The following is a 22,659-nucleotide window of genomic DNA, read 5'->3' as shown; positions in this document are numbered from 1 at the left end:
TTACTATCGTTTTATAAGTTGTTTTAATTTATTTTTACTTCATTCCCTGAAACTGTTTCATTTTCAAAACAGTCTAGGTTATACACGGTGGTTTCGGCAATGTTGGTCAGAGCTGTATCAGTCAAGAAAGCTTGGTGACTGGTTATCAAAACATTGGGGAAGGTCATTAATCTGGCAATCACATCATCCTGTAAAATCTCGTCGGAATGGTCTTCAAAGAACAGTCCTTCCTCTTCTTCGTAGACATCCATGCCAAAATACCCGACCTTTCCGGTTTTTAGCCCATCGATTACGGCTTTGGTATCTACCAGACCGCCCCTGCTCGTATTGATGAGCATGACACCTTTTTTCATGACTCCAATTTGCTCGGCATTTATGATATGCCTTGTTTCTGATGTGAGGGGAACGTGGAGGCTTATAATGTCCGCTTCGCTGCAGAGTGTTCGGCAGTCAGTAAAACGTACACAGTACTTTTCTTTTAATTCCTTATCCTCCTCCAGGTCGTATGCAATTACCTTACAGCCAAAACCATGAAGGATTTTGATGAGCACTTTACCAATTTTCCCGGTACCCATTACCCCGACAGTTTTTCCGTTCAGGTCGAACCCTGTGAGTCCGTTCAGCGAGAAATTCATATCCCTGACCCTATTGTGGGCTCTAACCAGTTTTCTGTTCAATGCAAGTATCAACGCTATTGTGTGTTCGGCAATGGCATAGGGGGAATAGGCCGGGACACGGGCCACCTTCATATTCAATTCACCTGCTTTTGCCAAATCGACGTGATTGAAACCTGCAGAACGTAATGCGATGTTTTGGATACCGATAGCGTTCAATTTTTCAAGTACCTTTGTCGAAGCATTATCGCCAGTAAAAAGACTTACTGCTTTAGAGCCTTTGGCCAGAATAGCAGTTTCCTCGGTCAAACGACTTTCCAATAGTTTTAAGTGATGCTTACCGTTGTTCGCTTTTACGAGATATGGTTCTTCAAATTTATGGGTGCTGAATGCCGTTGTTTTCATTTGCGTTTTAATTTTAATTGCCAAAAATTTTTAAAAGGCCCCGCAATTCATCGTTCACTTGATGCTCTTTTACCACTCGGTCAAATGGAGTCAGGCTCAGTTCGTTGTTCAAGATTCCCGCCATGACATTCTTCTTTCCGCGCAAAAGTGCCTCTACAGCAGTGGCACCGAGCCGTATGCCCAACATTCTATCAAAAGCGGATGAGTTGCCCCCGCGTTGCACATGGCCCAGTTTGGTAATGCGCAGGTCCACTGCAGGGTTTATTTCCTTTATCTTTTTCGCTGCCACCTCGGCCCCGAGTTCATCTCCTTCTGAAACGATTACGATAAAGGCATCTTCACGATCGTAACTTCCCGCCTTTTCCAACAATTGGATAAAGTCATGTGCGCTTTCAGGGATCAAAATGGCATCTGCCCCCGTTCCCAATCCAGAGTGGATGGCGATATAACCACAGTCCCTACCCATCACCTCTATCAGAAATATTCTGTTATGAGCTTCTGCCGTATCCCTGATCTTATCGATGTTTTCAATTGCAGTATTTACGGCAGAATCGAAACCGAGCGTAAAATCGGTGCCGGCCAGATCATTGTCTATGGTGCCGGGAATACCCAAAAATGGGAGGTCACAGATTTCTGAAAATGCCAAAAGCCCTTTAAAGGTACCGTCACCACCTATCGCAATCAGGGCATCTATCTTGTTCGTTTTAAGATTTTCCAAAGCTTGTTGTCTTCCCTCCAACGTCAAAAACCGCTTGCTCCGGGCTGTTTTCAGTAATGTGCCACCTCTGTGAACGTACTTTTTCAGCTCATTGGAATGCAATTGTACAGGTTTACCGTCAATTAGACCTTCGTAGCCTTTTTTGAAGCCACTAAGCCTTATGTTGTTCATCTCGGCGGTTTTTGCCACCCCGTGCAGGGCAGCGTTCATCCCAGGCGAATCGCCCCCCGATGTAAAAATTGCTATGTGTTCAATAGTCTTCATACACTTGATTCTTTATATTTTTTTTGAGTACCTCCCGAGAAGAATAACCAGCCCGGTTTACAATACGTCGTTTCAACTAGCGGATATTTCGTACGCCAATCCGAACGAAGAAATCACAATATTCCATTTACCCATCCCATACGTTGGATTTCCCAAAATTTCTTCGGAGGGAAGCCCTCGAACTTTTTTGCCTTTCGCTAAGTCCGTATGGTATTGTTTTATCATCATTGCCATCTTTAAAATACTCTTGGGCCACATTTTTTGCAATGATGGTCTCCTCGTCAGAATGAATTACTTTTACCAGTACCGTACTGTCCATGTTCGAAATTTTATATGAATTTTTCCTGTTTTGTTCTTCATCGATGCCAATACCTAAAAAGTCAAGTCCCTGACAAATCCTTGACCGTATGATTGGGGCGTTTTCGCCTATGTCGCCAGAGAAAACCAGTACATCCAGTCCGCCCAAGACGGTGGTAAACGCTCCGATCCATTTTCTTATCTGGTAACAGAATAGGGCCACCGCTTCCGCCGCCCTTGGATCAACACCTTCTTTCAGTAATAAATCATGTATATTGGCACTTGTTTCGGAGATTCCGAGCAAACCACCCTCATGATTGATTAAACGGTTGAACTGTTTTGCCACCAACCGTTCTTTTTTCAGTAAATATCCTACAACACCGGGGTCTAAATCTCCGCTTTGTGTGCCCATGACCAATCCACCCGAAGGTGTAAACCCCATACTGGTATCTATGCTCTTGCCCTCTTTGACGGCGGTCAGACTCGCTTCTTCACAAAGATGTACAAGAATGACCCTTCCATTGGCTTTTTGAATACCGATCCTTTTTTTGAGTTCAATCATGAGATGGGAAAACGACAGGCCGTGAAAGCCATACCTATGGATTCCGGTCCGTTCAAAACGCCTTGGAATAGGGAGTATCTTGGCAACCCGAGGCAAGTCTGCATGAAAGCTGGTATCGAAACAGGCCACCTGCCGTAAGGTCGGATATCGCATTGTGAACGTTTCAACAATCTCAATCTCTGCGGGAAGACGGTCGGGAATATAGTCCGCGATCTGTTTCAGCTGAGCCAATAGGGCGGTATCGATTACTTTCGGTCCATGATGGTTCAATCCATATGTTATCTTGTGCCCTATGTACCCAATACGATCAGAGCCCAGCTGGTTTTTGAGCCAGCCTATTAAAAAAACAGTAGCTTGGTAAAAGCCAGGAGCGTATATCCGTGAGTTTTCCCTTTCATTGCCTTTAACGTGGGTTACCCTGAAAACCTCGTTACCGGAACCGATGTGACGGATATCGCCAAAAAGTTCCTTCACGGGATTTTCTGCCATTTCATACATCGCGAACCTAATACTCGATGGACCGGCACTGATCGTTAAAAGATTTGAATTTTGCGGATACATTTTCACTTGGTATTTTATTTATTGCCCCCGTCTTCGAAAGCACAACTTTTGTTTTCCATAAAACCGGCGGCCATCTTTTTGTATTCCTTGCCAAGGTGCTCTCCGCACCATTCAAGAAGGGTCGGCTGTTCGGAACAGGTGGTATTGCGGACCGCCTTTTTCAGTTCCATCTTTAACAACCTTTTGTCGAAGCTGACTTTTTTTAATATGGTTTCGTGATATTCCAGTGTTTTCATTTGTCCGATTATTTGAAGTTTGATTTAATGCTGCCATAGTATCAAGTTATTCTCCAACGGTACGGATACGCTTTCGTAGTTGGGTAAGATGCGAACGGTAAAGTGATCGGTAGGTCGGTCAGTGATTACCTGTGCATAAAAGTTATGTTCCCCTTCTTCACCCATCCAATCATTTTTCATCCTGATATTTTCGGACGCTGAACCATTCATGCCTTCGGCAAAAAGCTCTACTAGAACATTTTGAGGATTCAGTCCATTCAACCATATCGGTACTTTAAAATGATGTTTTTGGCGCTCGCTTTCGATTTTAACTTTTCCGAATTTTATGGTATCCCATCTTTTCATAAGCTCATGATGTGTGTCTAAAATCCTTTTTCCCGCAGCTCCCTTTTTTGCTGCCCGTTTCCTGTACTTGGCCGCTGCAGGCAGATAAAATTGTTCAGTGTACTCCCTTACCGTGCGATTGGCCGAAAATTGCGATGTAAGGGTCGCCATGCTTTTTCGCATTCGCCCTACCCACTGTTCAGGGATGCCTTTTTTGTTACGTGAATAAAATTCGGGTACTATTTGTTGCTCCAGAATTTCATATAAAGCTATCGCCTCGGCTGCATCCCAAGCAGGGTCATCGCCATGTTCTTGCCCATCACCCAATGCCCAGCCCACTTCTGGGGTGAATGCCTCGGCCCACCAACCGTCCAGTTCCGACAAGTTGAGGCCCCCATTTACGAGCACCTTCATGCCACTAGTACCACTGGCTTCCCAGGGTCGTCTTGGCGTATTGAGCCACACATCCACGCCCTGGACCAAATTTTCCGTCAACATCATGTCATAATCACTTAGAAATAGGACATGCCTATACAGATTATGTTGTTGGATAAACTGTACCCATTTTCGTATCAACCCTTTTCCCGCTTCATCAAATGGGGGCGCTTTGCCCGCCAGCACCAATTGGACTGGACGCTCGGGATTGGTAAGAATGCGTTTGAGCCTTTCCGTATCGTGCAAGAGTAGGTCAGGTCTCTTATACGGCACAAACCGTCGGGCAAAACCCAAGGTCAGGGTGTCCGGGTCAAGAACTTGGTCTGCAATGTCGACTACTTCCGCAGGTAGGCCCGAGACTACCGCCTGCCTCTCAAACCTTCCCCTTACAAAATCGACAAGGCGATTTCTGGATCGGTTCCTAAACTCCCAAAGTTTTTCGTCGGAAAGCTTAGAAATATGTGCCGAATGGTCCTCTAATTCGCCCCTCCAGCGATCTTTTCCGCAGGCTGCTGTCCATACGTTGTCCGCATATTCAGAATCCCAAGAGGGCATATGTACCCCGTTGGTGACATGGCCAACGGGAATTTCGGGTATCGGCCATCGCCGAAAGAGGTTCCGAAAAAGATTTCTGCTTACTTCGCCGTGCAAACGGCTAACCCCATTCACCGCACCACTACCACGAATGGCTAGATAGGCCATATTGAAACTCTCCCACTTATTATTGGAATCTGCCCTCCCCAATGCCATGAGGTCATTGAAATCGATACCCAATTCGTCTTTGGCGTATTGGCCTAGAAACTGTTCCATGAGCATTGGACCGAAATGATCAAAACCGGCAGCAACTGCTGTATGCGTCGTAAATAGATTACCCGATCGGGTTACGGCAAGTGCCTCTTCAAACGAAGTTCCGTTCATCTTCATAAAATCGTTGGCACGTTCCAGTACGAGAAACGCCGCATGGCCCTCGTTCATATGGCAGACTTCGGGCATGATATCCAAGGCCCTAAGTAATTTGTAGCCCCCGATACCCAGAACAATCTCTTGTTTTATGCGATGATCGGGGCCACCTCCATACAGCTCGTCGGTAATGTTTCTATGGACAGGTAAATTGGCAGCATCATTGCTATCTAGAAGATATAGCTTTGATCTTCCTACCTGTACCTGCCATGCCCGAAGCCATAACGGGTGACCGGGCAACGATATCTTTATACGAAGCCACTCCCCGTTCGGTAGACGTAAGGGTGTAACGGGCAATTGTCCCGGGTCATTATGGGGGAACAAGGCATTTTGCGTTCCATATTTGTCGATTTTCTGACGGAAATACCCTTTGGCATAGAGCAGCCCTACCGCAACTACAGGTACGCCCAGGTCACTTGCCGATTTCAACTGGTCACCGGCCACGTTGCCTAGCCCGCCCGCGTAGATGGGCAATGCCTCGCTCAACATATACTCCATGCTGAAATAGGCAACACCTGTAAGTTTGGTCTTGGCGTAGTTTTGTTGAAACCAGGTCGGGGCCGATAGTGCTTTTTCGTTCTCATCTAAAAGACCTTTGATTTTCGCTCTGAATTCTGGATCTTTCAAATGCTCCTTTAGCAGGTCGCGTGAAACGGTCTGTAAAATCACCCACGGATTTTGGGTAAGTTCCCACAGTTCGGGATCTAATCGTTGCCATAATTTATCCGAGGCATGGTTCCATGACCACCGGGTATTGAGCGCAAGTTCTATAAGATCATCGATTCCCTCGATGTCAGTATGCATCAATCCGTAGAATTTGTTTGTATCGATCTTTTGTTCTTTCATTTTCATTTTTTAATTTTTATTCCATTTCATTGTGATTTTCCGTCAAAATAATTTTCTATCGCTTTCCAAACCTCAAGCGGTTCTTTCAAAAAGAGCTGATGGTCTCCATCCCGTATTTCCATTAATTTTGAACGGAGAAAGGACTTTGCAAACTTTTCGACGTTGACAAAGGGTGCTACTTTATCGTTTGTGCCTTGGATAAAGAGGATTTTTCGGTCACGTATGTTCTTGGTAAGTACAAATAGATCTGTTTTGAGAATTACCTCGTTCAACGAATTGTAATAGCTCTGCCAGGTATGTTTTTTTGAGTCCTTAAAAACGTCATCGGTAAGATTCTCAGGCTTGAACCATTTGACAATGTATAATGGGTGGAGCATGCAGAACAGTTTACCATAGGGACCAACGGCAAGTTTATCAAAAAACGAATCACCTGGCAGCTGTTCCAAAAATTGATCTCTGCTTTCAAAAACGGGAAGGCCGATTACGGTCGCTCCCTTAAACCAGTTGGGATGTTTTGCGAAAAGTGCCATCGATACCATGGCTCCCAAGGAATGACCAACAATGAGGCTTCCTCCTTTGTTAAAGCCTTCTGCCGAAACGATTTTTTCGAGAGCCGAGATCTGAATTTCGAGGGTATATTCGCTTTGGGGCTTGGGAGAGTCGCCAAAGCCCAACAAGTCGACCAAAAGAAGTCTATACGTTCCGGTAATTTGTTCCAAATCACTTTTCCAATAGTTTTTTGAACCTGCCAGACCATGGATCAAGACCATGTTTTTTTCTCCCGAACCCACTATTTCATAGTTCAAGGGCATGGTTTCTGGATCATATTCAGGAGCTACAGCGACCGTTAGGTACTGGTATCCCGCTACCGAGATAAACAATACCAAAATCGCTAATACTGCCAAAAAAATCCTTTTTACTGTTTTCGTCATTGCATTTTCATTATCGCATATCGAACTCGCCCTGGTTTGTTGTTTCGCCTAATTGTTCTTGAACATCAAAAACTCCATGGGTTTTAGCTTTACCTTGATGAAAAGGCGGTCAGCTTCTTGATCTGTATTTTTTTCTATCTTGATTTTTTTCTTGTTCCCATAGAGGCATACCATATGGGTGCCTTCTTTATTGATAGAGTTATCTATTGCTATGTATTCTTCTTTGGTTTCCTCTGGCGAAGAATTATAGACGACAAGGATCTCGCCCCGATGTAGGATCCTTGAAAATGCCAAAAGACATTCCTTACAATCGGGAAACTGAAAATCAAACCCATTTTTTGAAGTTTCCCTGAAATACATTCGACCGAACTTTAGAATGGCTTCCTTTTGTCTAAGGTGAGCCAAGACCGAAATTCTCTTGAATATCCATGACCCTTGATTCAATACGTTCGTCTCCTTATCATCGGGGTCGAACATACCTTCCCTGATATATCGGTCATCCGCACCGTTGCCCTCAAAACCTTGTTCGGTACCGTAATAAATACATGGAGCGCCAAGAGCAGAAATGAGAAAGCCCATGCCCGCTACAATTTGCTCAGTAGTGGCATCATGGCCAAAGCGGTGCTTAAAGTCCATCCCAACCTGATCATGATCATCGATATAAGTCACCAGGAATTCCCCATACTCACCGCGATGTAGGGCATTCTTTTGCAGTTCTGCATACCGCCGTATCAATCTGTTCGGTGATGAATTCCCCTTTATCACTTCCGCCAAAACCCTGTGTAAGGGGTGATCCAAAATAGAATCTAGCCCATAATATACATTACGGTCCTCCGGCAGCATTTTGGGGCCTATATAGGGATTGCCCATCTCATCGTTACCGATAATTTCGCCAAACAGAAAGAAGTTTCGCTTGCCCAAGGAGTAGGCATATTCTCTTATCGTCGAACAAAAACGGCTGATGTCTTGACCCTTCATATGTTTGACGGCATCCAAACGGAAACCGTCCACATCCGTCTCACGTATCCAGTAACAGTGTATCTTGGCCAGTAGCTCCTGTAAATCTTCACTAGCAGGGGAACCATCGTTTCTAAATGTTTTTAAGGTAAAGAAGTCGCCTTCTTGGGTCTCCGGATAGCTGTCAAAATTCCTGATCTGCCCTTTTCGGTTATACATTTCGGGATTTCTCAGTTCAAGGGGTATGGGCCTGTCCTTTTCCCGCCAATCCCCCAATGGAAACCGTTCTCCGTTAAAATAATAATAGTTGTAATCAAAGGGATAGGACCAATTATCGCCTGAATGATGCAAAACGACATCCAAGAACACCCGTATATCCATTTCATGTGCCTTGTCAACCAATCTTTCCAAATCTTTTTTCGTGCCCCAGCGTTTGTCCACATCCATATAATTCTGAATGGCATAGCCATGGTAGGATTCCGGATTATTTTCAAACACGGGACTTAACCAGATAGCCGTACAGCCCAAATTTTTGATATAGTCGATGTTGTTGATTATTCCCTTGAGGGTACCACCAAAAGGCTTTCGCAATTGATCCTCATTCCCGAAACCAGGATGACGGATATCGAAATTCTTCGAATGCCGCTTATTACTATCATGAAACCGGTCGACCATAAGAAAATAAATAATCTCCTCGCGCCATTCCCTGTGACAGTTTACCCAGTACGCTTTGCCCTTTTTAGGGGAAAGATCTACTTCGTTTATTGATTTTATCATCATCCGGTTATTTAAACATTTAAACAGTGGAATATTCCGTATTTGCTTTTACATCGCGTATATTGGTTCCTTCTGATTTATTCCCATAAAATTTATCGAATACCATACAGGCCGTTAGGTCCCCGGTAACATTAACTGCAGTTCGGAACATTCCGAGCAAGCGCTCCACCCCAATAATTATGATGATTCCTTCGGCCGGTATTCCGGCACTTGACAAAACGGAAGCCAAAATCACCACACCACCTCCGGGTATGGCAGGGGTGCCGATGGAGGCAGCAACTATGGTAACTACGACAACAATAATATTCAGAAGGCCCATCTCAAGTCCGTAAGCCTGAGCGATAAACAAAGTCGTTATGGTCTGGTAAAGGGCCGTACCATCCATGTTTACGGTAGCCCCGATTGGAATAATGAAATTGCTGATGGAGCCATCCACTTTGAGCTCTTCTTCCGCTGTTTTTAGGGAAAGGGGCATTACCGCGGCAGAACTCGTAGTTGAGAATGCCAATAGTTGAACATCCGTGATCTTTCTCAAAAATCTAAACGGGTTGCTCCGGCCCAGTAGACTTACCAATAAGAGGTAAACACCTACCAAAAGTAGCAACCCTATCAGTACCACGAGCACATAGAAGCCCAAACCTGAAAGCGAGTTTAGACCAACACTGGAGGTCAACTGTGCCATTAAACCGAATACAGCGATCGGGACCAGCAACATTGCCCATTTGACCACCGTCATACAGATTTCCTGTATGGCCCCTAAGAGCAATTTTACAGGTTTGAGCAAGTCTTCGGTCAGCGACAATACGGCAACTCCGATTATAATAGTAAAAATGACAATGCTCAACATTTCGCCACTTACCATGGAGGCCAATGGGTTTTCGGGCAGTAAATCTGTTATGGCATTCGGAATATCATTTATTCCAAATGAAAGTTCCGAACTTTTGGCAGCGTCGGCCAGTGCATTTGCATGATCAACTTCCGCCTGTTGGTGCAGAAACTTTCCAGGTCTAAACATCACGGCCAGTACCGTACCTATGGTTACCGATATAATTGTTGTCGATATAAAATATAAGAGTACACCGCCTCCCAATCTTTTCAGATTTTCCTTGTCGTTACTGGCTATGCCCGTGATGATGGAAGCAACAATTAGGGGAATCATGATCATCTGGACCAATTTAAGGAAGAGCATACCTGGTAGGGCCAACCAATTCCCTAAAACATCGGCAGTGCTTTTGGTGATCCAACCGTTTTGTGGGCTTAACAACAGGCCAACACCTACACCTAGAAACAAAGCAATGATAACTTTGAGCCACAGCCGATTCTCAACCAATCTTTGTAGATAGTGGTTTAAGGATTTTAATGATTTTATTTCTGTGTCGAGCATTCTTTTATCAGTATTATTATGCTATTGTTATCCTTTCTTCAAGGTAAACACCCTGTACGGCATGCAATAATTCCACCCCGTCCTTAAAAGGCCTTTGAAAAGCCTTTCTTCCCAAAATAAGACCAGAACCCCCAGCGCGCTTGTTTACGATTGCGGTTGTAATGGCTTCGGTCAAGTCGGATGCTCCTTTGGAGCCCCCGCCGGAATTGATCAATCCAATTTTACCCATATAGCAATTGGCGACCTGTAACCGGCACAGGTCAATAGGGTGCTCTGTTGTTAAGCCATCGTACATGGCCTCATCAAACTTGCCGAACTTTAGGTTTATAAAACCATGATTGGTAGTGGGCAGTTTCTGTTTGATGATATCAGCCTGTATGGTTACCCCTAGATGGTTGGCCTGCCCCGTTAAATCTGCAGCGGTGTGATAGTCCTCTTTATCCGTTTTGAAGGAGTCGTTACGGGTGTAGCACCACAATATCGTGGCCATACCGAGGCTATGAGCCTCGGCAAAGGCTTCGGCTATCTCTTTTAACTGTCGATTACTTTCCTTAGATCCGAAATAGATGGTGGCCCCGATCGCTACCGCGCCCATGTTCCAAGCTTCCTTGACCTTTCCGAACAAATTTTGGTCATACGTGTTGGGATAGGACAATAACTCATTGTGGTTTAACTTGACAATAAAGGGGATTTTATGTGCATATTTACGGGCATAGAGACCTAATGCCCCAAAAGTTGAGGCTACCCCATTACAACCAGCTCCAATGGCCAATTTTATAATATTCTCAGGATCAAAATAATCGGGATTCTTATAAAACGAAAAAGCGGCACTATGCTCGATTCCTTGATCTACGGGAAGTATGCTTAAATATCCAGTATCTTTCAGATTGCCATGTCCGTACAATTGGGCAAGACTACGAAGCACTTGCGGGCTTCGATTGCTATTTACAAAAACTTTAGAGACAAAATCAGCATCAGGTAATTGTAGTTCATCCTTCGTGATTTTTTCGCTTACATGATCCAAATAGAAGGACGCTTTGTCCCCTAATTGTTCCACTATATTTTCGTATGTTTTCATGTGTTTATTTTTTTGTTTTTCAACGGCCATATGTAACATCCAAATAATCATTTCGTTGTGTGACAAAATTTTTGGTCATAGATGTTTCATTGTCCTTTTTTATCCGATTCCTAAACTTTCATTGGTCTTTTCGATGGATTTGTGCGCATCGGTCTCAATACCAGTAAGGGCCCGAATGGCGTCAATGGTCTCAGGAATTACAATTGCTTGATTGTCTACTACATAGGCATAGAAGAGTTCATCGCCCACAACCTTTAGCATATCTTCCCAAAGGGCTACCTCGTACATATCGCCCCAAGGCCTACCCATATCCAAAAACATTTCTTTGATGGTATTGTTGGAGACCAATCCTTGATCATAGTGAATAAACTTGATTCTACTTGAGGTTTTGAGGGCGTTCAACACCTCTTCCTTTGAGGCTTTTTTCCTTAGCTTCACGTTCCAGTAATGCATGTGGCTAAGGGTTTGGGGAACTTTGACCGCTGAAGTAATGACATCCAAATCCGGATCGACACTTTGCGCATCGGGCCCTTGATGACTTGGGATGTCTTTTTCGGGCACCATGGTGTTCATTATACCTCCTAAATGGCTTTCCCATGGGTCGGTGGCCCTTCTTAATAATGTTCCCCGTGCATAATCCAATAAATCTGCCCTTTTTAAAGCGGTCAATGTTCTCAAGATTGATGTGGTATTACAGGAAACCACTCGGGTAGCATCAATATTTAGCGCCGTACTATAATTGTTTTCCGCACTAAAGGAATGCCCTGTTGTCTCGTGCTTTTCACCCCCTTGAAGAATGAATTTTATACCCTGTTTTTTATAGACCTCTACGTTCTTTGCCGCTATGTTCTTTGGGGTGCAGTCTACTACCAAATCTACTTGACCCAGAAGATTTTGCATGGATCCAGCTACAGGAATTTCAGACATCTTCATTTGCCCCATTGCTTGTCCTGTAGCCGCGAACACCGAATACCCTTTTTTAATGGCGGTCTGTATGCGCCAATCACTTATGACATCGCAAACCCCGACAAGGTTCATATCATCTTGTACATTGATGGCATCGGCCACTCTTTTTCCGATGACTCCGTATCCTATTACTGCAATATTTTTCATATCCATATTATTATTATTATTTAACTGTTATTAATTTTTTACTGTTTCTGTATAATAGTACCGCGCCTATTACCCCTGCTATCATAGAAGCGAATAGGATGCTTACTTTGGACGTAAATATTAGGGACTCGTCCGTAAAAGCCAGTTCGTTTATAAACAACGACATGGTAAAACCTATACCGCCAAGAAAACCTATGCCATAGATCATGTTCCAATTCACGTTTTCCGGAAGCTTGGCGAGTTTTAATGCGACCAATAGTCTTGAAAAAGTGGCAATACCCATGACTTTTCCAAGAATCAGGCCTAGACCAATCCCCAAGCTAACGGGGCTGGATAGTACTTTCAACAAATCTCCATGAAGATGTATTCCGGCATTTGCCAAAGCGAACAAGGGAAGAATTACAAAGCCCACTATTGGGTTTAAAGTCCTTTCCAATTTTTGAAGTGGAGTTTCAGCCTCGGAACTTGCAGTCTTGATATCCTCCAATATCTCTAATTGCGTTTTTGAGATAAGTGTTCCCTTTATAGACTTGGTTTCTTGAAATCTCTTATGCAAACGGTCTAAACGCTCTAAAAAGGTATTCTCCTTAATTTTTACCCTACCAGGAATGGCAAATGCCGTCAGAATCCCGGCAATGGTTGGATGTACCCCTGAAAAAAAGAAGGCCAGCCAAACACCGCCGATACCAATAATGGCATAGAACCAAGTGCTTCTCACTCCCGCATAATTGCCGATGATCAAAGCTCCGAAGAACAATAACCCATGTAGTAGATCCATCTCGGATATACCGGAGGTATAGAAAAGGGCAATGACCAAGACACCGCCCAAATCATCCACTATGGCCAACGTAATAAGAAAAACTCTCAATGCAGAAGGCAGTCTTTTCCCGACAAGGGCCAGAACACCCAGAGAAAATGCAATATCCGTGGCCATGGGAATGCCCCAACCATTAGAAGCTTCGCCCGAGCTGTTGAACAATAAATAAATAAGGGCAGGAAGTACCATGCCCCCTATAGCGGCACCAATGGGTAGTACCGCATTCTTTGGGGATGAAAGTTTACCACCGATTATTTCACGTTTCAACTCCAAACCGACTTGTAGAAAGAAAAAGGCCATTAAGCCGTCGTTTATCCATAACAGTAGCGACTCAGATAGCTGAAGTGTACCCACGCTAAAGGCAATATCTGTTTGCATTAGGCCGACATAATATCCCTTCCATGGCGAGTTGGCCCACGCCATAGCGATAACGACCGTGATAAAGAGAACAATGCCACTATTATTGAGTCCTTTGGCCGAGCTGCCGAAGAATTTTTTAATACCCCTATTTGAGTCGAGTCTAGGCATCGATGCTGGATTTTTTGGGATTTACATCCTTTTCCAATTCATTGTTGGAACTATATTTTAATTGGTTTTTTATATAAGCATCCCGTTTGAAATTTCTTATGATTACCCGGTTGCTTTTTTCATAGGTAAAATAACTTATGGCCCAATTGAAGCCCACCAAAAATTTGTTTCGAAACCCGCTGATGGATAATAGGTGTACAACCGACCATAAAAGCCAGGCGGTATACCCACCGAAGTGGAGCTTCCCTAAATCAGCGACCGCTTTTCTCTTGCCGACAGTGGCCAATGAACCTTTATCCCTGTACGTAAAGGGTTTTGAAGGCTTTGAAAGCATGGTGTTGAGCAGCACTTTGGCCAAATGTCTGCCTTGTTGTATGGCAGCTTGGGCTACCTGAGGATACCCTTTCGGGGTCTCGTCTGTGATTACCCCGGCGATATCCCCAATCGCAAATACATTGTCCATTCCGTTAACTTTAAGATAGCTGTCCGTTTTGAGACGGTTTCCCTTAACTATATGTTTTTGCTCGATGCCTTTTGGTATCTGGCCCGTTACACCTGCCGTCCAAATTAAATTTTTGGCCCTGATTTTCTTTCCACTTTTAATATGTACCACATCACCGTCATATCCGCTGACAGCCTCGTTCAATAACACTTTCACGTTCAGGTTCTTTAGATATTGAAGCGTTTTTGTGGATGCCTTGTCGGACATGGAGACCAACAACTCATCTGTAGCTTCGATGAGATAGATGTTCATTATAGTATTTGGATACTCAGGATAGTCCTTGGGTAGAATGTACTTGCAGAATTCGGCCAGTGCCCCAGCCATTTCCACCCCTGCGGGGCCTCCGCCCACAATCACAAAATTGGTCAGCGCATCGCGTTCCTCATTATCGCAAGTAATCGCGGCCTGCTCCAAGTTTTGCAGCATCATGTGGCGGATATTTAGGGAATCCCGGATATCCTTCATGCCCAAACTATTCCTTTCCACTTCTTCCATACCAAAGAAGTTGGTCTTTGTTCCGGTTGCCAAGACCAGATAATCATAGGTAAGTTTACCTTTGTCGGTGAAAACCGTATTGGAAGAGGGCTCGATTCGCGTTACCTCGGCCAGCCTGAAACTCACGTTCTCATAACCTTTAAACTGTTTTCTATAGGGGAACACGATGCTATCTGGTTCCAGACCGCTAGTTGCCACTTGATAAAACAGAGGCTGAAACTGATGAAAGTTATTTTGGTCTATCAGAACGACCTGTACCTCCCTATTTTTAAGGCCTTCTACCAGGGCCAGCCCTGCAAAGCCACCACCCACCACCACTACACGCGGCAGTACGGTGTTGGGCAGACAAACCGAATCTGTTACTTTGCAACTGGCCTCTGTACTGTTTTCAGGTATGCGATTACTCTTCATGCCCATTTGGGGTTTTAAAGTTTTTTACCATAAGCATATTTATATAGCTTTTGATAGCAATTATCCAGTAACTTATTTTTCACTTTTTTTTCTAACAATCAGAACCGAGCAACTGGCATGCATGGCAATGGATTGGGAGACCGAACCGAGCAAAAAGCGGGAAAATGCACCATGGCCCTGGGACCCAACAACAATAAGGTCTGCGCCAAAGTTTTCTGCCTTTTCGAGAATGGCGCTTTTCGGAAGGCCATGGATAACTTCGGTGGTTATTGATATTTCAGGGTTCTTATCCTTAACTGATTTGGCTGCATTTTTCACAATAGTTTGCGCTGACTTTCGTGCATTGGACACCGCTTCTTCATAATAATTACCAAGTGGACTACCAAGGGTAGCTGCTCCAGGAGCGGTCAGCAAAGGATTTTCAAAAACACTTAGTATACATACTTCAGTGCCCCCCAGCAAGCGCATTGCTGCAAGTTCATTAATGGCGGCTCTACTGAACTTGGAGCCATCTATTGCCAATACTATTTTCATCTTCTTATATCTAATTGTTCATAAATCTTATTTCATACTACTTGCTTTGCCATCTAACCCACGGTAATAGGTCTCATTAATTTTCTCCAATACAAGTGTTCGTATAAGCCTGACCAGTACATCCCGAAAGTAAAAGCGAACAAAAGCTCTTCTATTGGAATGCCGGTCACTAGAATATCACTAAGGTTTTCCAGATTCCAGAAAAGTTCTACATAGTTGGGATAGAACGGGAGTATACTTCCAAAATAAACAAAGTACAATGCCGTAAACAGAAATCCACTTATCCAGATTTTGGTCTTTAAATCCGGACGGCAGTACAGCGTGGCCATTCCACCCAAGAACATCGCTACAATACCACAGTAGATGTGGTTCAACGGCGTGAACAGGGCCAATACCAAAAACACGACCGCCGGAACGAAAAGGATATATAGGTGCAACCGGTGCCTTGCATGTTTGCGCTCGGTATGCGGTATTTCAACATACCTTCGCTTAAAAATAAAATTGTACAGTACCGTCCCTATACCTCCGATGGCAAAAGAGAAGATTAGGCTTTCGATATCGAAACCTGTTTTTATCGCCAAATCGAAAAGCGATGGCGGATGCCAATATTGGGGAACAAAAAGGGGTTCGGTAAGCCCAAAGGGCATGGTTATCCAACTCATCTTCAGCATTTCTCTTCGAGAATCTTTCTTCATTAGATAGACCACGCCCCAAAGGGCTAGAATAATAAGGGACCATATGAACCAGACATATTGCATAATCTTATAGTTTTCGGGCTTCTAAATAATCGACCGCTTCCTTGACCGTCAATGGGTAGGTAGCATTTCCTGTCCTGACGTAAAAAGTAGTGGCCCCGGTATCGCTGACATATATGGGTTTTTTGGAAGGTTCGATATCTATGACGCACACCTCCTTTTCATTTAAACTATAGAATGATATGTGATTGCTGAAACAGGCTTCGTGCCCCAGCTGAGTGGATATAATCCGGTATACCTCCCGCTCGTAGCCATCCCTGTTTTTATGCTTAAGGGTTTTAAAATCCTTTTCCAGGCCCAAAACGCTTCCGTCGTCATCAACACCAATAATTAATTTGCCCCCTTTTGCATTCATAAAACCGGTAATGGTCTTGGCTATGACCAATTCCAGTTCGCGGTTGGTGGTTTTCCTAAAATAATCATAGCGGATGGATGACTTAAATTCTACCCGTTCATTCTCACCCGCCTCTATCAATTCTTCTAAATCGCGCAGTAACAACTGCTGTTGTGTGCCTATAAGCTTGTTCTTTCGCCTGAGGGTTATGAAAAATAGGCCGGAAACTACCCCTAGGAAAATGCCAAGGACTGTAAGCGAGACGCTCATCCCTCTCATATCAAAAGTGAAAGATTCTAAAAATTGCGACTTTAAGACGTCCCAAAACAGGGAAAATGAAAATGGTGTATTGCTAAATTCAAACCAATAGAGCACCATGGTAAAAGGATGGACAAGGAAATAGAAAATGCCCCCCCATATTACCGTTTGGGTTAAAATCGTTTTGATATTTCTTGCAGTACTATTCACTTATTCTACTTTATATGGTTGTACTCTAGGTTCAATTCCGGGATTCCATTGTCAATTGCTCAGTTCTTTGGCATTTTCCGACAACAAATTGCCTGCGGTCGATGCGACACCGGTTCCTAAAAAGTCTCTCCGATCTATTTTTCAGATTATCTACTCTTAATTTGTGTGTTGTAAAATGCTGCAATCAGGGCACCTGTTAGCCAGGCAATGATAAAAGTCTGGACAATACCAATAAGTGCCTCCCAAATTGGCACGTCTACCCGTATTATACTGGTGGTGTCCAAGCCGTGCAATAGGCTGTTGAAAAACTTTATGCTTCCTTCTTGTCCTGCTGTGGCCAAAACAATCATGCAGCCGGCGTAGAGGATTGCAGCGGTAAGCCCCATGGCAAAACCGAATTTTTTTACATTGATACGATTCATGATTCTTGTTTTAATGTTTATTGTTATTATTTATTTATGAGTTTGTTCATGTGTCAAAACCAAAGTCGGAGTCAATGGTTGCGCTCAAGGCTCTTTTTGTATTCCATTTTATTGTGCATGGCCTTGGCGAGATCCTCGTGTTCTAGTGTGTGATCACAAAAAGAATCGGTCAAAAGGCTGTCCGACGCAATTACTGGCATAAAATGGTGGGTGGTCAGTAGCATAAGGTCAGGATATCTAGTGATCATATCGCTCAATTTGTTCGCAAGTATGGTATCCTTAGCCGCCTCTTTTACGAGTTCGTCCACCATCATTCCCATGGCATGGTCGTTATCCATCATCTTGGCAATGTATTTTTTGCCCAGATCGTGGTCTTCGACCATCAAGGTCAAAACCTCCTCTTGTTGTGACGGGTCCTTAAGCATATCCTTTACAGCACTTTCCTGTTTTTTTGCACAGGCCGATAATGTGAAAACGGCCAAAACAATTCCTACTGTTTTTTTGATTTTTGTTTTCATTTTGATTCATTTTAAGTGTTACTAATTGTAGCTACTTCCTAGTGTCAAGTCAAAACTGAAATGACACTATTCGGATTTTAGAATCCTTTTTGTTTCCTCAAATTCCTCTTTTGTAATTTCACCATTGGCAAATCTTTTTTTGAGAATTGCGAGAGGGTCTTCCTTCTTTGATTTTCGGTAAGGGATGTCGTATGGCACAAAGAATATCCATATCAAGAGGATCAACCATATGATCCACCATACGAAGTGCATACCGCCCCAGTGTCCGTCGAAAAAATGCATAGTTTTAGATTTAAAGGTTAATAGTTGTTTGTTCCTGGACTAGTTGTCCTATTCTAAAAGTTTCTTTGATTGCTCATATTCCTCCTTGGAAATCTCGCCCTTGGCGAACCGGATTTTGAGCAACATTAGTGGGTCTTCTCCCTCAATTTCTTCATAAGAGGAACTGGATGGGGCAAAGAAGATCCAGCCTAAGGCCACAAACCAAATGGCCCACCAGATAAGGTGCATGCCCCAAAAAAATCCATCTTTGTAAAACATATTTTTAATTTTAAGGTTTCTATGATTTTAACTAATCTCTGCAATGGTATAGCCTTCAAGTTCGTTGAGTTGCCCTTGCAGTTCTTCGACCGTAAGCTTCTTGTTCATTTTTACAATGGTTGCGCCCACGGGTTGTAAAAAAATTTCTACATTTTCTATATTCGGGTGTTCTTCCAAGGTCTTCTTAACCCTTGTGACACAGCCACCGCAGCTGATTCCGTTAATTTGATACCTATGCTTCATCGCTATAGCATAATTTTTAATGGTGCCGATGTCCTCGATGTTCTTCTTGGGTCTCGGTGGAAACTTGTTCTTTACCGTGATCATGGTTTTTGTTCTTATCTGGCTTACCGTGACTACTATGCCCGTGACCACCGTGTGGTATAAAAAGGTGTATCAAAAACATTACGATGATAAAGGCGAAAAGCCCGTTGTATCCCGTGATGCCCAATGCGGGCGCGAAAAAAATCAACAATAAGGGAAGACCACAACCGATGACCATCCATATCCAATGTCCTTTCATGAGTTTTTATTTTTTCGTTACTTCTGTAAGTATTAATGGTGTCCGGAATGGTCATCTCCATTAGATTTCATTGCGCCGTCGCCCATCATTCCCATACCTTGCATGTCCATTCCCTTGTCCTTCATCATGTTCATGCAAGACTGCATGCAATCGTCGCTCATCATGCCTTTTTTGTGCATCATCTGCATCATCTTGCCCATCATCTTGCCATTTTTCATCATGTTATGCATCGTATTTGTCATCATGATACTGTCCTTCATCATCATTTGCATGCCCTCACCCTTCATCATATGGCCCATCATTTTTTGGTTGCCCTGCATCATCTGCATCGCATGGTCGTTGGTCTGCATGGCGTCCATAAATTCGGTCATATAACTATGGTTGCCCGCTATGGCCTTGATGATTTCGGTTCGTGTTTCGGAGTTCTCAAGGATTGCATCGGCATCTACATTTTGGCTACAGCTCACTAGAGCCATGAGCGCAATCATTGAGAGAAATAGTGATACTGTTTTCATTCTTTTCAATTTTTAATTATGAATACTAAAGTGTTCTTAAGTTATTTCCTTATTTATTGTTCTTTTAATTTTGCTCCCATAACCAAATTGACCTAGCGGCTATGGGAGCCATTTTTCCATTAATTGGCGGATTTAAGAAACTCTTCTATTTTCTTGCTTTCATGCTCGGTGAGGTTGGCCCTAACCCGCATGTGCAAACTGATTGTCTCCCAATCAGTATCGTTGTAATCAGAAGGCGATGGGGCGATGTGGCATCGATTACAGGTCTCTCCCCACATTTGGGCCCCGGACTTCTCTATCTTGAATTCTTCAGACGCGTCCGCTACTGAATCAGTGGGCACATCCATATATTTATCCTTTGTCGATGAACAGGCAACGACCGTCAACCCAAATGCGGCCATAAGACCCAAGGAGATTGATAATTTATATACTGTTTTCATTTCTTTGATTTTTTTGATTTAATTAAAATCCTATGGCCCAATGCAAAAACAATCCGTCTGTATTGGTGATGCCATCTCCATCATGACCGCCTTCAGTCTCTGTGGTTTGATAGCTTAGTTTAACCACCGAACGCCAGCTTAACCAGTAGTTGAGGCCAAATGCATATTGCGTTGATTTCTCTTCCCATTCCGCACCTTCAGGTGCATTGAAGTCTGAATACCTTGCGACGAACTCCAAGTTTTTTACGAAGTTGCTTCCTGACATGGTGGGCCGATAGCTCACTTGACCATAAAACGAGTTGCTTTGATTGTCAAAAGAGTATTCTTCCTCATCTCCATCCTCATGCATCTCGATAAATGTGGCAGTATCCACGTTTGAACTATTGTATTGGGCTTTTACATCTACTATACCGCTCAATCCCGGTATTTGTTTCACTAAGGAAAAATCGAGTGCATAAAGAAAAGCACCGATATCCTCGAATTCCGAATCCTCCTCTCCTGTGCCGCTGGTGGAGTAGGCTGAAAAGCCAATTTCTGTGGAAGAATCAGAGAATGGCAGTAACCCGATTCGACCTCCATAGGCCTTGGCCAAGTTGGTATCCTCGTAATTCTCAAATTCCAAAATGCCTGCTTCTTCCGGTTCCTCACTTCCGTCTTTTATACGTGGGCCGTTCGTCGAGTACACAGAATAATTAAGCTTGGGGCCACCCAAATCGAATGCCCCACGAAGCTCCACGCCGATACCTGAAGAAGGTGCAATGCCGTCGTGTCCGTAGCCCAAAGGGGCATTGGGCAATCTGTTTATCCACGCAGGATGTAACCTTTCCATAAAGGTGCCAAAAGGTAAAAGAAACTTACCGGCACGAACCGTCATGTTTTTGTTGAGCACATACATGACGTCCGCATACTCCAGGCCGGTTTCCAATTCGCTACCCTCCAATACAAATTCAAGCTCGGCCTCGAACATCAGCCTATCCGAATGTTTATAGAGGAAAATTGGGGCAAAGGCAGAACCTAGAAATGTAGATTCCGTTTCATCGCCCGAATCCATATATTCAAATCCTGTATGGCCGTAACCACGCAGCATAAATTGGGTCTTACTTGGTTCAAAGGTGTTGTAGGTCTGTCCAAAAGCCGAAGACGCAAACACCAATAGGGTCGTAAATACTAGTAGCTTTTTCATTGTTTTAAGGTTCTGATATAGTTAATCAATTCCCATCTTTTCTTTTCGGGTAGAGCGGTTTTATAGGAGGCCATGGGGGGGCGTCCTTCGGTTAGTTTCCAGAAAAGTGCTCCATCGGTCTGTGCCTGGACATCCGTACTGGTAAAATTGGTAGGTTTCGGCGTCAATCCTGCACCGCCCATTCCGTCTCCCTTGCCTTTGGCCCCGTGACATATTACGCAGAGCATTCTGTAGGTCCTTTTGCCATTAGCAACTGCAGAGGCATCATTTTTCAAGGGATTGGTCAATTTATCGGCACTTTCAGGTGCTTTCCATTCGTCTTGAGCATTTCCAGTTGGCATCGCCAAGAGGAATAGTAGAACTGTCAAGAACATAGGATCAGTAATTATATTTGTTACTTTCATATTAAAATCAATTAGGTTGCTGTGTCAAAACTATTTTTTACTGGTTAGAGATATCTGCATAATCTTCTTTGATATCTATATAATTTCGTCAAGAAAGCCCCGTTGCCACTTTTGGCTATTCTTGTAATCGGTCATGCTCATGCCCATGATTTCCTTGAACTGTCTGGATAAGTGGTTGACGCTGCTGTAATCGAGCATATAAGCGATATCTGAAAAAGTATGCTGCCGCAATTGAATGAGTTCTTTTACCTTTTCAATTTTCAGCTTTATGAAGTACTTTTCGATAGTGCTATTTTCATTCTTAGAAAAAATCTTGCTCAATACCTTGTATTCTCGATGTAACATGTTAGCCAGATAGTCCGAGGTTTTCTCCTTCATGTTGATAGGGATGTCGGCAATCAACGATATCAAGGCAATCTTGATTTTCTCGACAATCATTTCCTCTTCACTTTTGGCTATTTCGAAACCGTTGGAATGAAGGACATCTACCACTTTTTGGTCTACTTCAACAATTGCTATTTCTGGTGCCTTTACCGTAAGTTTCCCTAGTTCAAGGGATAGTACCGTAATGCGCAAATCATGCAATTCTTGCTTTATGACCTTTAGGCAACGCCTACAAACCATATTCTTTATCCAGTATTCCCTTATGGAATCCATGGTACATGTATTATGGTTTACATTAAATCTCAACAGGTAAAACCCTGTTTGGCAATCAATCTGAATGTTCTGCCGTGGGAATAGGGTACGACAATAAGAGGCCACTTAAGAGGTATGGCCAATGCGAAGAGCGGACTATTGCATAAACAA

General features: G+C 43.6%; 26 protein-coding genes. All 26 read right to left on the bottom strand.

Going from position 1 to position 22,659, the window contains the following annotated elements; all coding sequences use genetic code 11:
• Positions 1-23: 23 nt before the first annotated feature.
• Positions 24-1,019, bottom strand: coding sequence for a 2-hydroxyacid dehydrogenase (locus AACM45_RS04780; protein WP_339141099.1), 996 nt, complete (start codon positions 1,017-1,019; stop codon positions 24-26).
• 13 nt (positions 1,020-1,032) lie between these two features.
• Positions 1,033-2,001, bottom strand: coding sequence for an ATP-dependent 6-phosphofructokinase (locus tag AACM45_RS04775; protein ID WP_339141098.1), 969 nt, complete (start codon positions 1,999-2,001; stop codon positions 1,033-1,035).
• A 127-nt stretch (positions 2,002-2,128) separates the two neighbouring features.
• Entirely contained in the window at positions 2,129-3,421 is a 1,293-nt protein-coding gene (locus tag AACM45_RS04770) for an acetate/propionate family kinase (protein WP_339141097.1), read from the bottom strand.
• A gap of 14 nt (positions 3,422-3,435) precedes the next feature.
• Positions 3,436-3,657, bottom strand: coding sequence for a hypothetical protein (locus tag AACM45_RS04765; RefSeq protein WP_339141096.1), 222 nt, complete (start codon positions 3,655-3,657; stop codon positions 3,436-3,438).
• A 24-nt stretch (positions 3,658-3,681) separates the two neighbouring features.
• Entirely contained in the window at positions 3,682-6,222 is a 2,541-nt protein-coding gene (gene glgP, locus AACM45_RS04760; protein ID WP_339141095.1) for an alpha-glucan family phosphorylase, read from the bottom strand.
• A gap of 26 nt (positions 6,223-6,248) precedes the next feature.
• Positions 6,249-7,127 carry an alpha/beta fold hydrolase gene (locus tag AACM45_RS04755; protein ID WP_339141094.1) on the bottom strand — a complete coding sequence of 293 codons (879 nt, stop codon included), beginning with the start codon at positions 7,125-7,127 and terminating at the stop codon, positions 6,249-6,251.
• Between the two features lie 75 nt (positions 7,128-7,202).
• Positions 7,203-8,888 (bottom strand): alpha-amylase family glycosyl hydrolase, encoded by a 1,686-nt coding sequence (locus AACM45_RS04750; protein ID WP_339141093.1) that lies wholly within the window; start codon positions 8,886-8,888, stop codon positions 7,203-7,205.
• 19 nt (positions 8,889-8,907) lie between these two features.
• Positions 8,908-10,272: a dicarboxylate/amino acid:cation symporter gene (locus AACM45_RS04745; protein WP_339141092.1), complete on the bottom strand. Its 1,365-nt coding sequence runs from the start codon at positions 10,270-10,272 to the stop codon at positions 8,908-8,910.
• Between the two features lie 16 nt (positions 10,273-10,288).
• A complete protein-coding gene (locus tag AACM45_RS04740) occupies positions 10,289-11,350 on the bottom strand; it encodes a class I fructose-bisphosphate aldolase (RefSeq protein ID WP_339141091.1) in 1,062 nt (353 codons plus the stop codon).
• A gap of 99 nt (positions 11,351-11,449) precedes the next feature.
• Entirely contained in the window at positions 11,450-12,463 is a 1,014-nt protein-coding gene (locus AACM45_RS04735) for a type II glyceraldehyde-3-phosphate dehydrogenase (RefSeq protein WP_339141090.1), read from the bottom strand.
• A 16-nt stretch (positions 12,464-12,479) separates the two neighbouring features.
• Entirely contained in the window at positions 12,480-13,808 is a 1,329-nt protein-coding gene (gene nhaA / locus AACM45_RS04730) for a Na+/H+ antiporter NhaA (protein WP_339141089.1), read from the bottom strand.
• The gene (locus AACM45_RS04725; protein WP_339141088.1) at positions 13,801-15,216 is read right to left on the bottom strand and encodes an NAD(P)/FAD-dependent oxidoreductase; all 1,416 of its coding nucleotides are present in this window, start codon (positions 15,214-15,216) and stop codon (positions 13,801-13,803) included. Before AACM45_RS04725 ends, nhaA begins: the two co-directional genes overlap by 8 nt.
• A 72-nt stretch (positions 15,217-15,288) precedes the next feature.
• Positions 15,289-15,750, bottom strand: coding sequence for a universal stress protein (locus AACM45_RS04720; protein ID WP_339141087.1), 462 nt, complete (start codon positions 15,748-15,750; stop codon positions 15,289-15,291).
• Between the two features lie 53 nt (positions 15,751-15,803).
• Positions 15,804-16,508, bottom strand: a complete 705-nt coding sequence (locus tag AACM45_RS04715; protein WP_339141086.1) for a lycopene cyclase domain-containing protein — start codon at positions 16,506-16,508, stop codon at positions 15,804-15,806.
• A 4-nt stretch (positions 16,509-16,512) separates the two neighbouring features.
• On the bottom strand, positions 16,513-17,307 hold the full coding sequence (locus tag AACM45_RS04710) for an AlbA family DNA-binding domain-containing protein (RefSeq protein ID WP_339141085.1): 795 nt from the start codon (positions 17,305-17,307) through the stop codon (positions 16,513-16,515).
• A gap of 146 nt (positions 17,308-17,453) precedes the next feature.
• The gene (locus tag AACM45_RS04705) at positions 17,454-17,729 is read right to left on the bottom strand and encodes a DUF5676 family membrane protein (protein ID WP_339141084.1); all 276 of its coding nucleotides are present in this window, start codon (positions 17,727-17,729) and stop codon (positions 17,454-17,456) included.
• Between the two features lie 71 nt (positions 17,730-17,800).
• On the bottom strand, positions 17,801-18,247 hold the full coding sequence (locus AACM45_RS04700; RefSeq protein ID WP_339141083.1) for a hypothetical protein: 447 nt from the start codon (positions 18,245-18,247) through the stop codon (positions 17,801-17,803).
• Positions 18,248-18,313: 66 nt separating this feature from the next.
• The gene (locus AACM45_RS04695; RefSeq protein WP_339141082.1) at positions 18,314-18,529 is read right to left on the bottom strand and encodes an SHOCT domain-containing protein; all 216 of its coding nucleotides are present in this window, start codon (positions 18,527-18,529) and stop codon (positions 18,314-18,316) included.
• Positions 18,530-18,577: 48 nt separating this feature from the next.
• Entirely contained in the window at positions 18,578-18,787 is a 210-nt protein-coding gene (locus AACM45_RS04690) for an SHOCT domain-containing protein (RefSeq protein WP_339141081.1), read from the bottom strand.
• A gap of 27 nt (positions 18,788-18,814) precedes the next feature.
• Positions 18,815-19,030, bottom strand: coding sequence for a heavy-metal-associated domain-containing protein (locus AACM45_RS04685; protein WP_339141080.1), 216 nt, complete (start codon positions 19,028-19,030; stop codon positions 18,815-18,817).
• Between the two features lie 16 nt (positions 19,031-19,046).
• Positions 19,047-19,310 carry a hypothetical protein gene (locus tag AACM45_RS04680; protein WP_339141079.1) on the bottom strand — a complete coding sequence of 88 codons (264 nt, stop codon included), beginning with the start codon at positions 19,308-19,310 and terminating at the stop codon, positions 19,047-19,049.
• 32 nt (positions 19,311-19,342) lie between these two features.
• Positions 19,343-19,786, bottom strand: a complete 444-nt coding sequence (locus AACM45_RS04675) for a hypothetical protein (protein WP_339141077.1) — start codon at positions 19,784-19,786, stop codon at positions 19,343-19,345.
• Positions 19,787-19,944: 158 nt separating this feature from the next.
• On the bottom strand, positions 19,945-20,265 hold the full coding sequence (locus AACM45_RS04670; protein ID WP_339141075.1) for a hypothetical protein: 321 nt from the start codon (positions 20,263-20,265) through the stop codon (positions 19,945-19,947).
• Between the two features lie 22 nt (positions 20,266-20,287).
• Positions 20,288-21,448 carry a hypothetical protein gene (locus tag AACM45_RS04665; protein ID WP_339141073.1) on the bottom strand — a complete coding sequence of 387 codons (1,161 nt, stop codon included), beginning with the start codon at positions 21,446-21,448 and terminating at the stop codon, positions 20,288-20,290.
• Positions 21,445-21,852 carry a c-type cytochrome gene (locus AACM45_RS04660; protein WP_339141071.1) on the bottom strand — a complete coding sequence of 136 codons (408 nt, stop codon included), beginning with the start codon at positions 21,850-21,852 and terminating at the stop codon, positions 21,445-21,447. The genes AACM45_RS04665 and AACM45_RS04660 overlap by 4 nt, the downstream gene beginning before the upstream one ends.
• A 75-nt stretch (positions 21,853-21,927) precedes the next feature.
• Positions 21,928-22,509, bottom strand: coding sequence for a helix-turn-helix domain-containing protein (locus AACM45_RS04655; RefSeq protein WP_339141070.1), 582 nt, complete (start codon positions 22,507-22,509; stop codon positions 21,928-21,930).
• Between the last annotated feature and the right edge of the window lie 150 nt (positions 22,510-22,659).

The organism is Croceitalea sp. MTPC5 (assembly GCF_036985505.1).
Lineage (GTDB): Bacteria > Bacteroidota > Bacteroidia > Flavobacteriales > Flavobacteriaceae > Croceitalea.
Note: the sequence above shows the minus strand (reverse complement) of the source record. Positions and strands in the feature narration are given on the sequence as shown.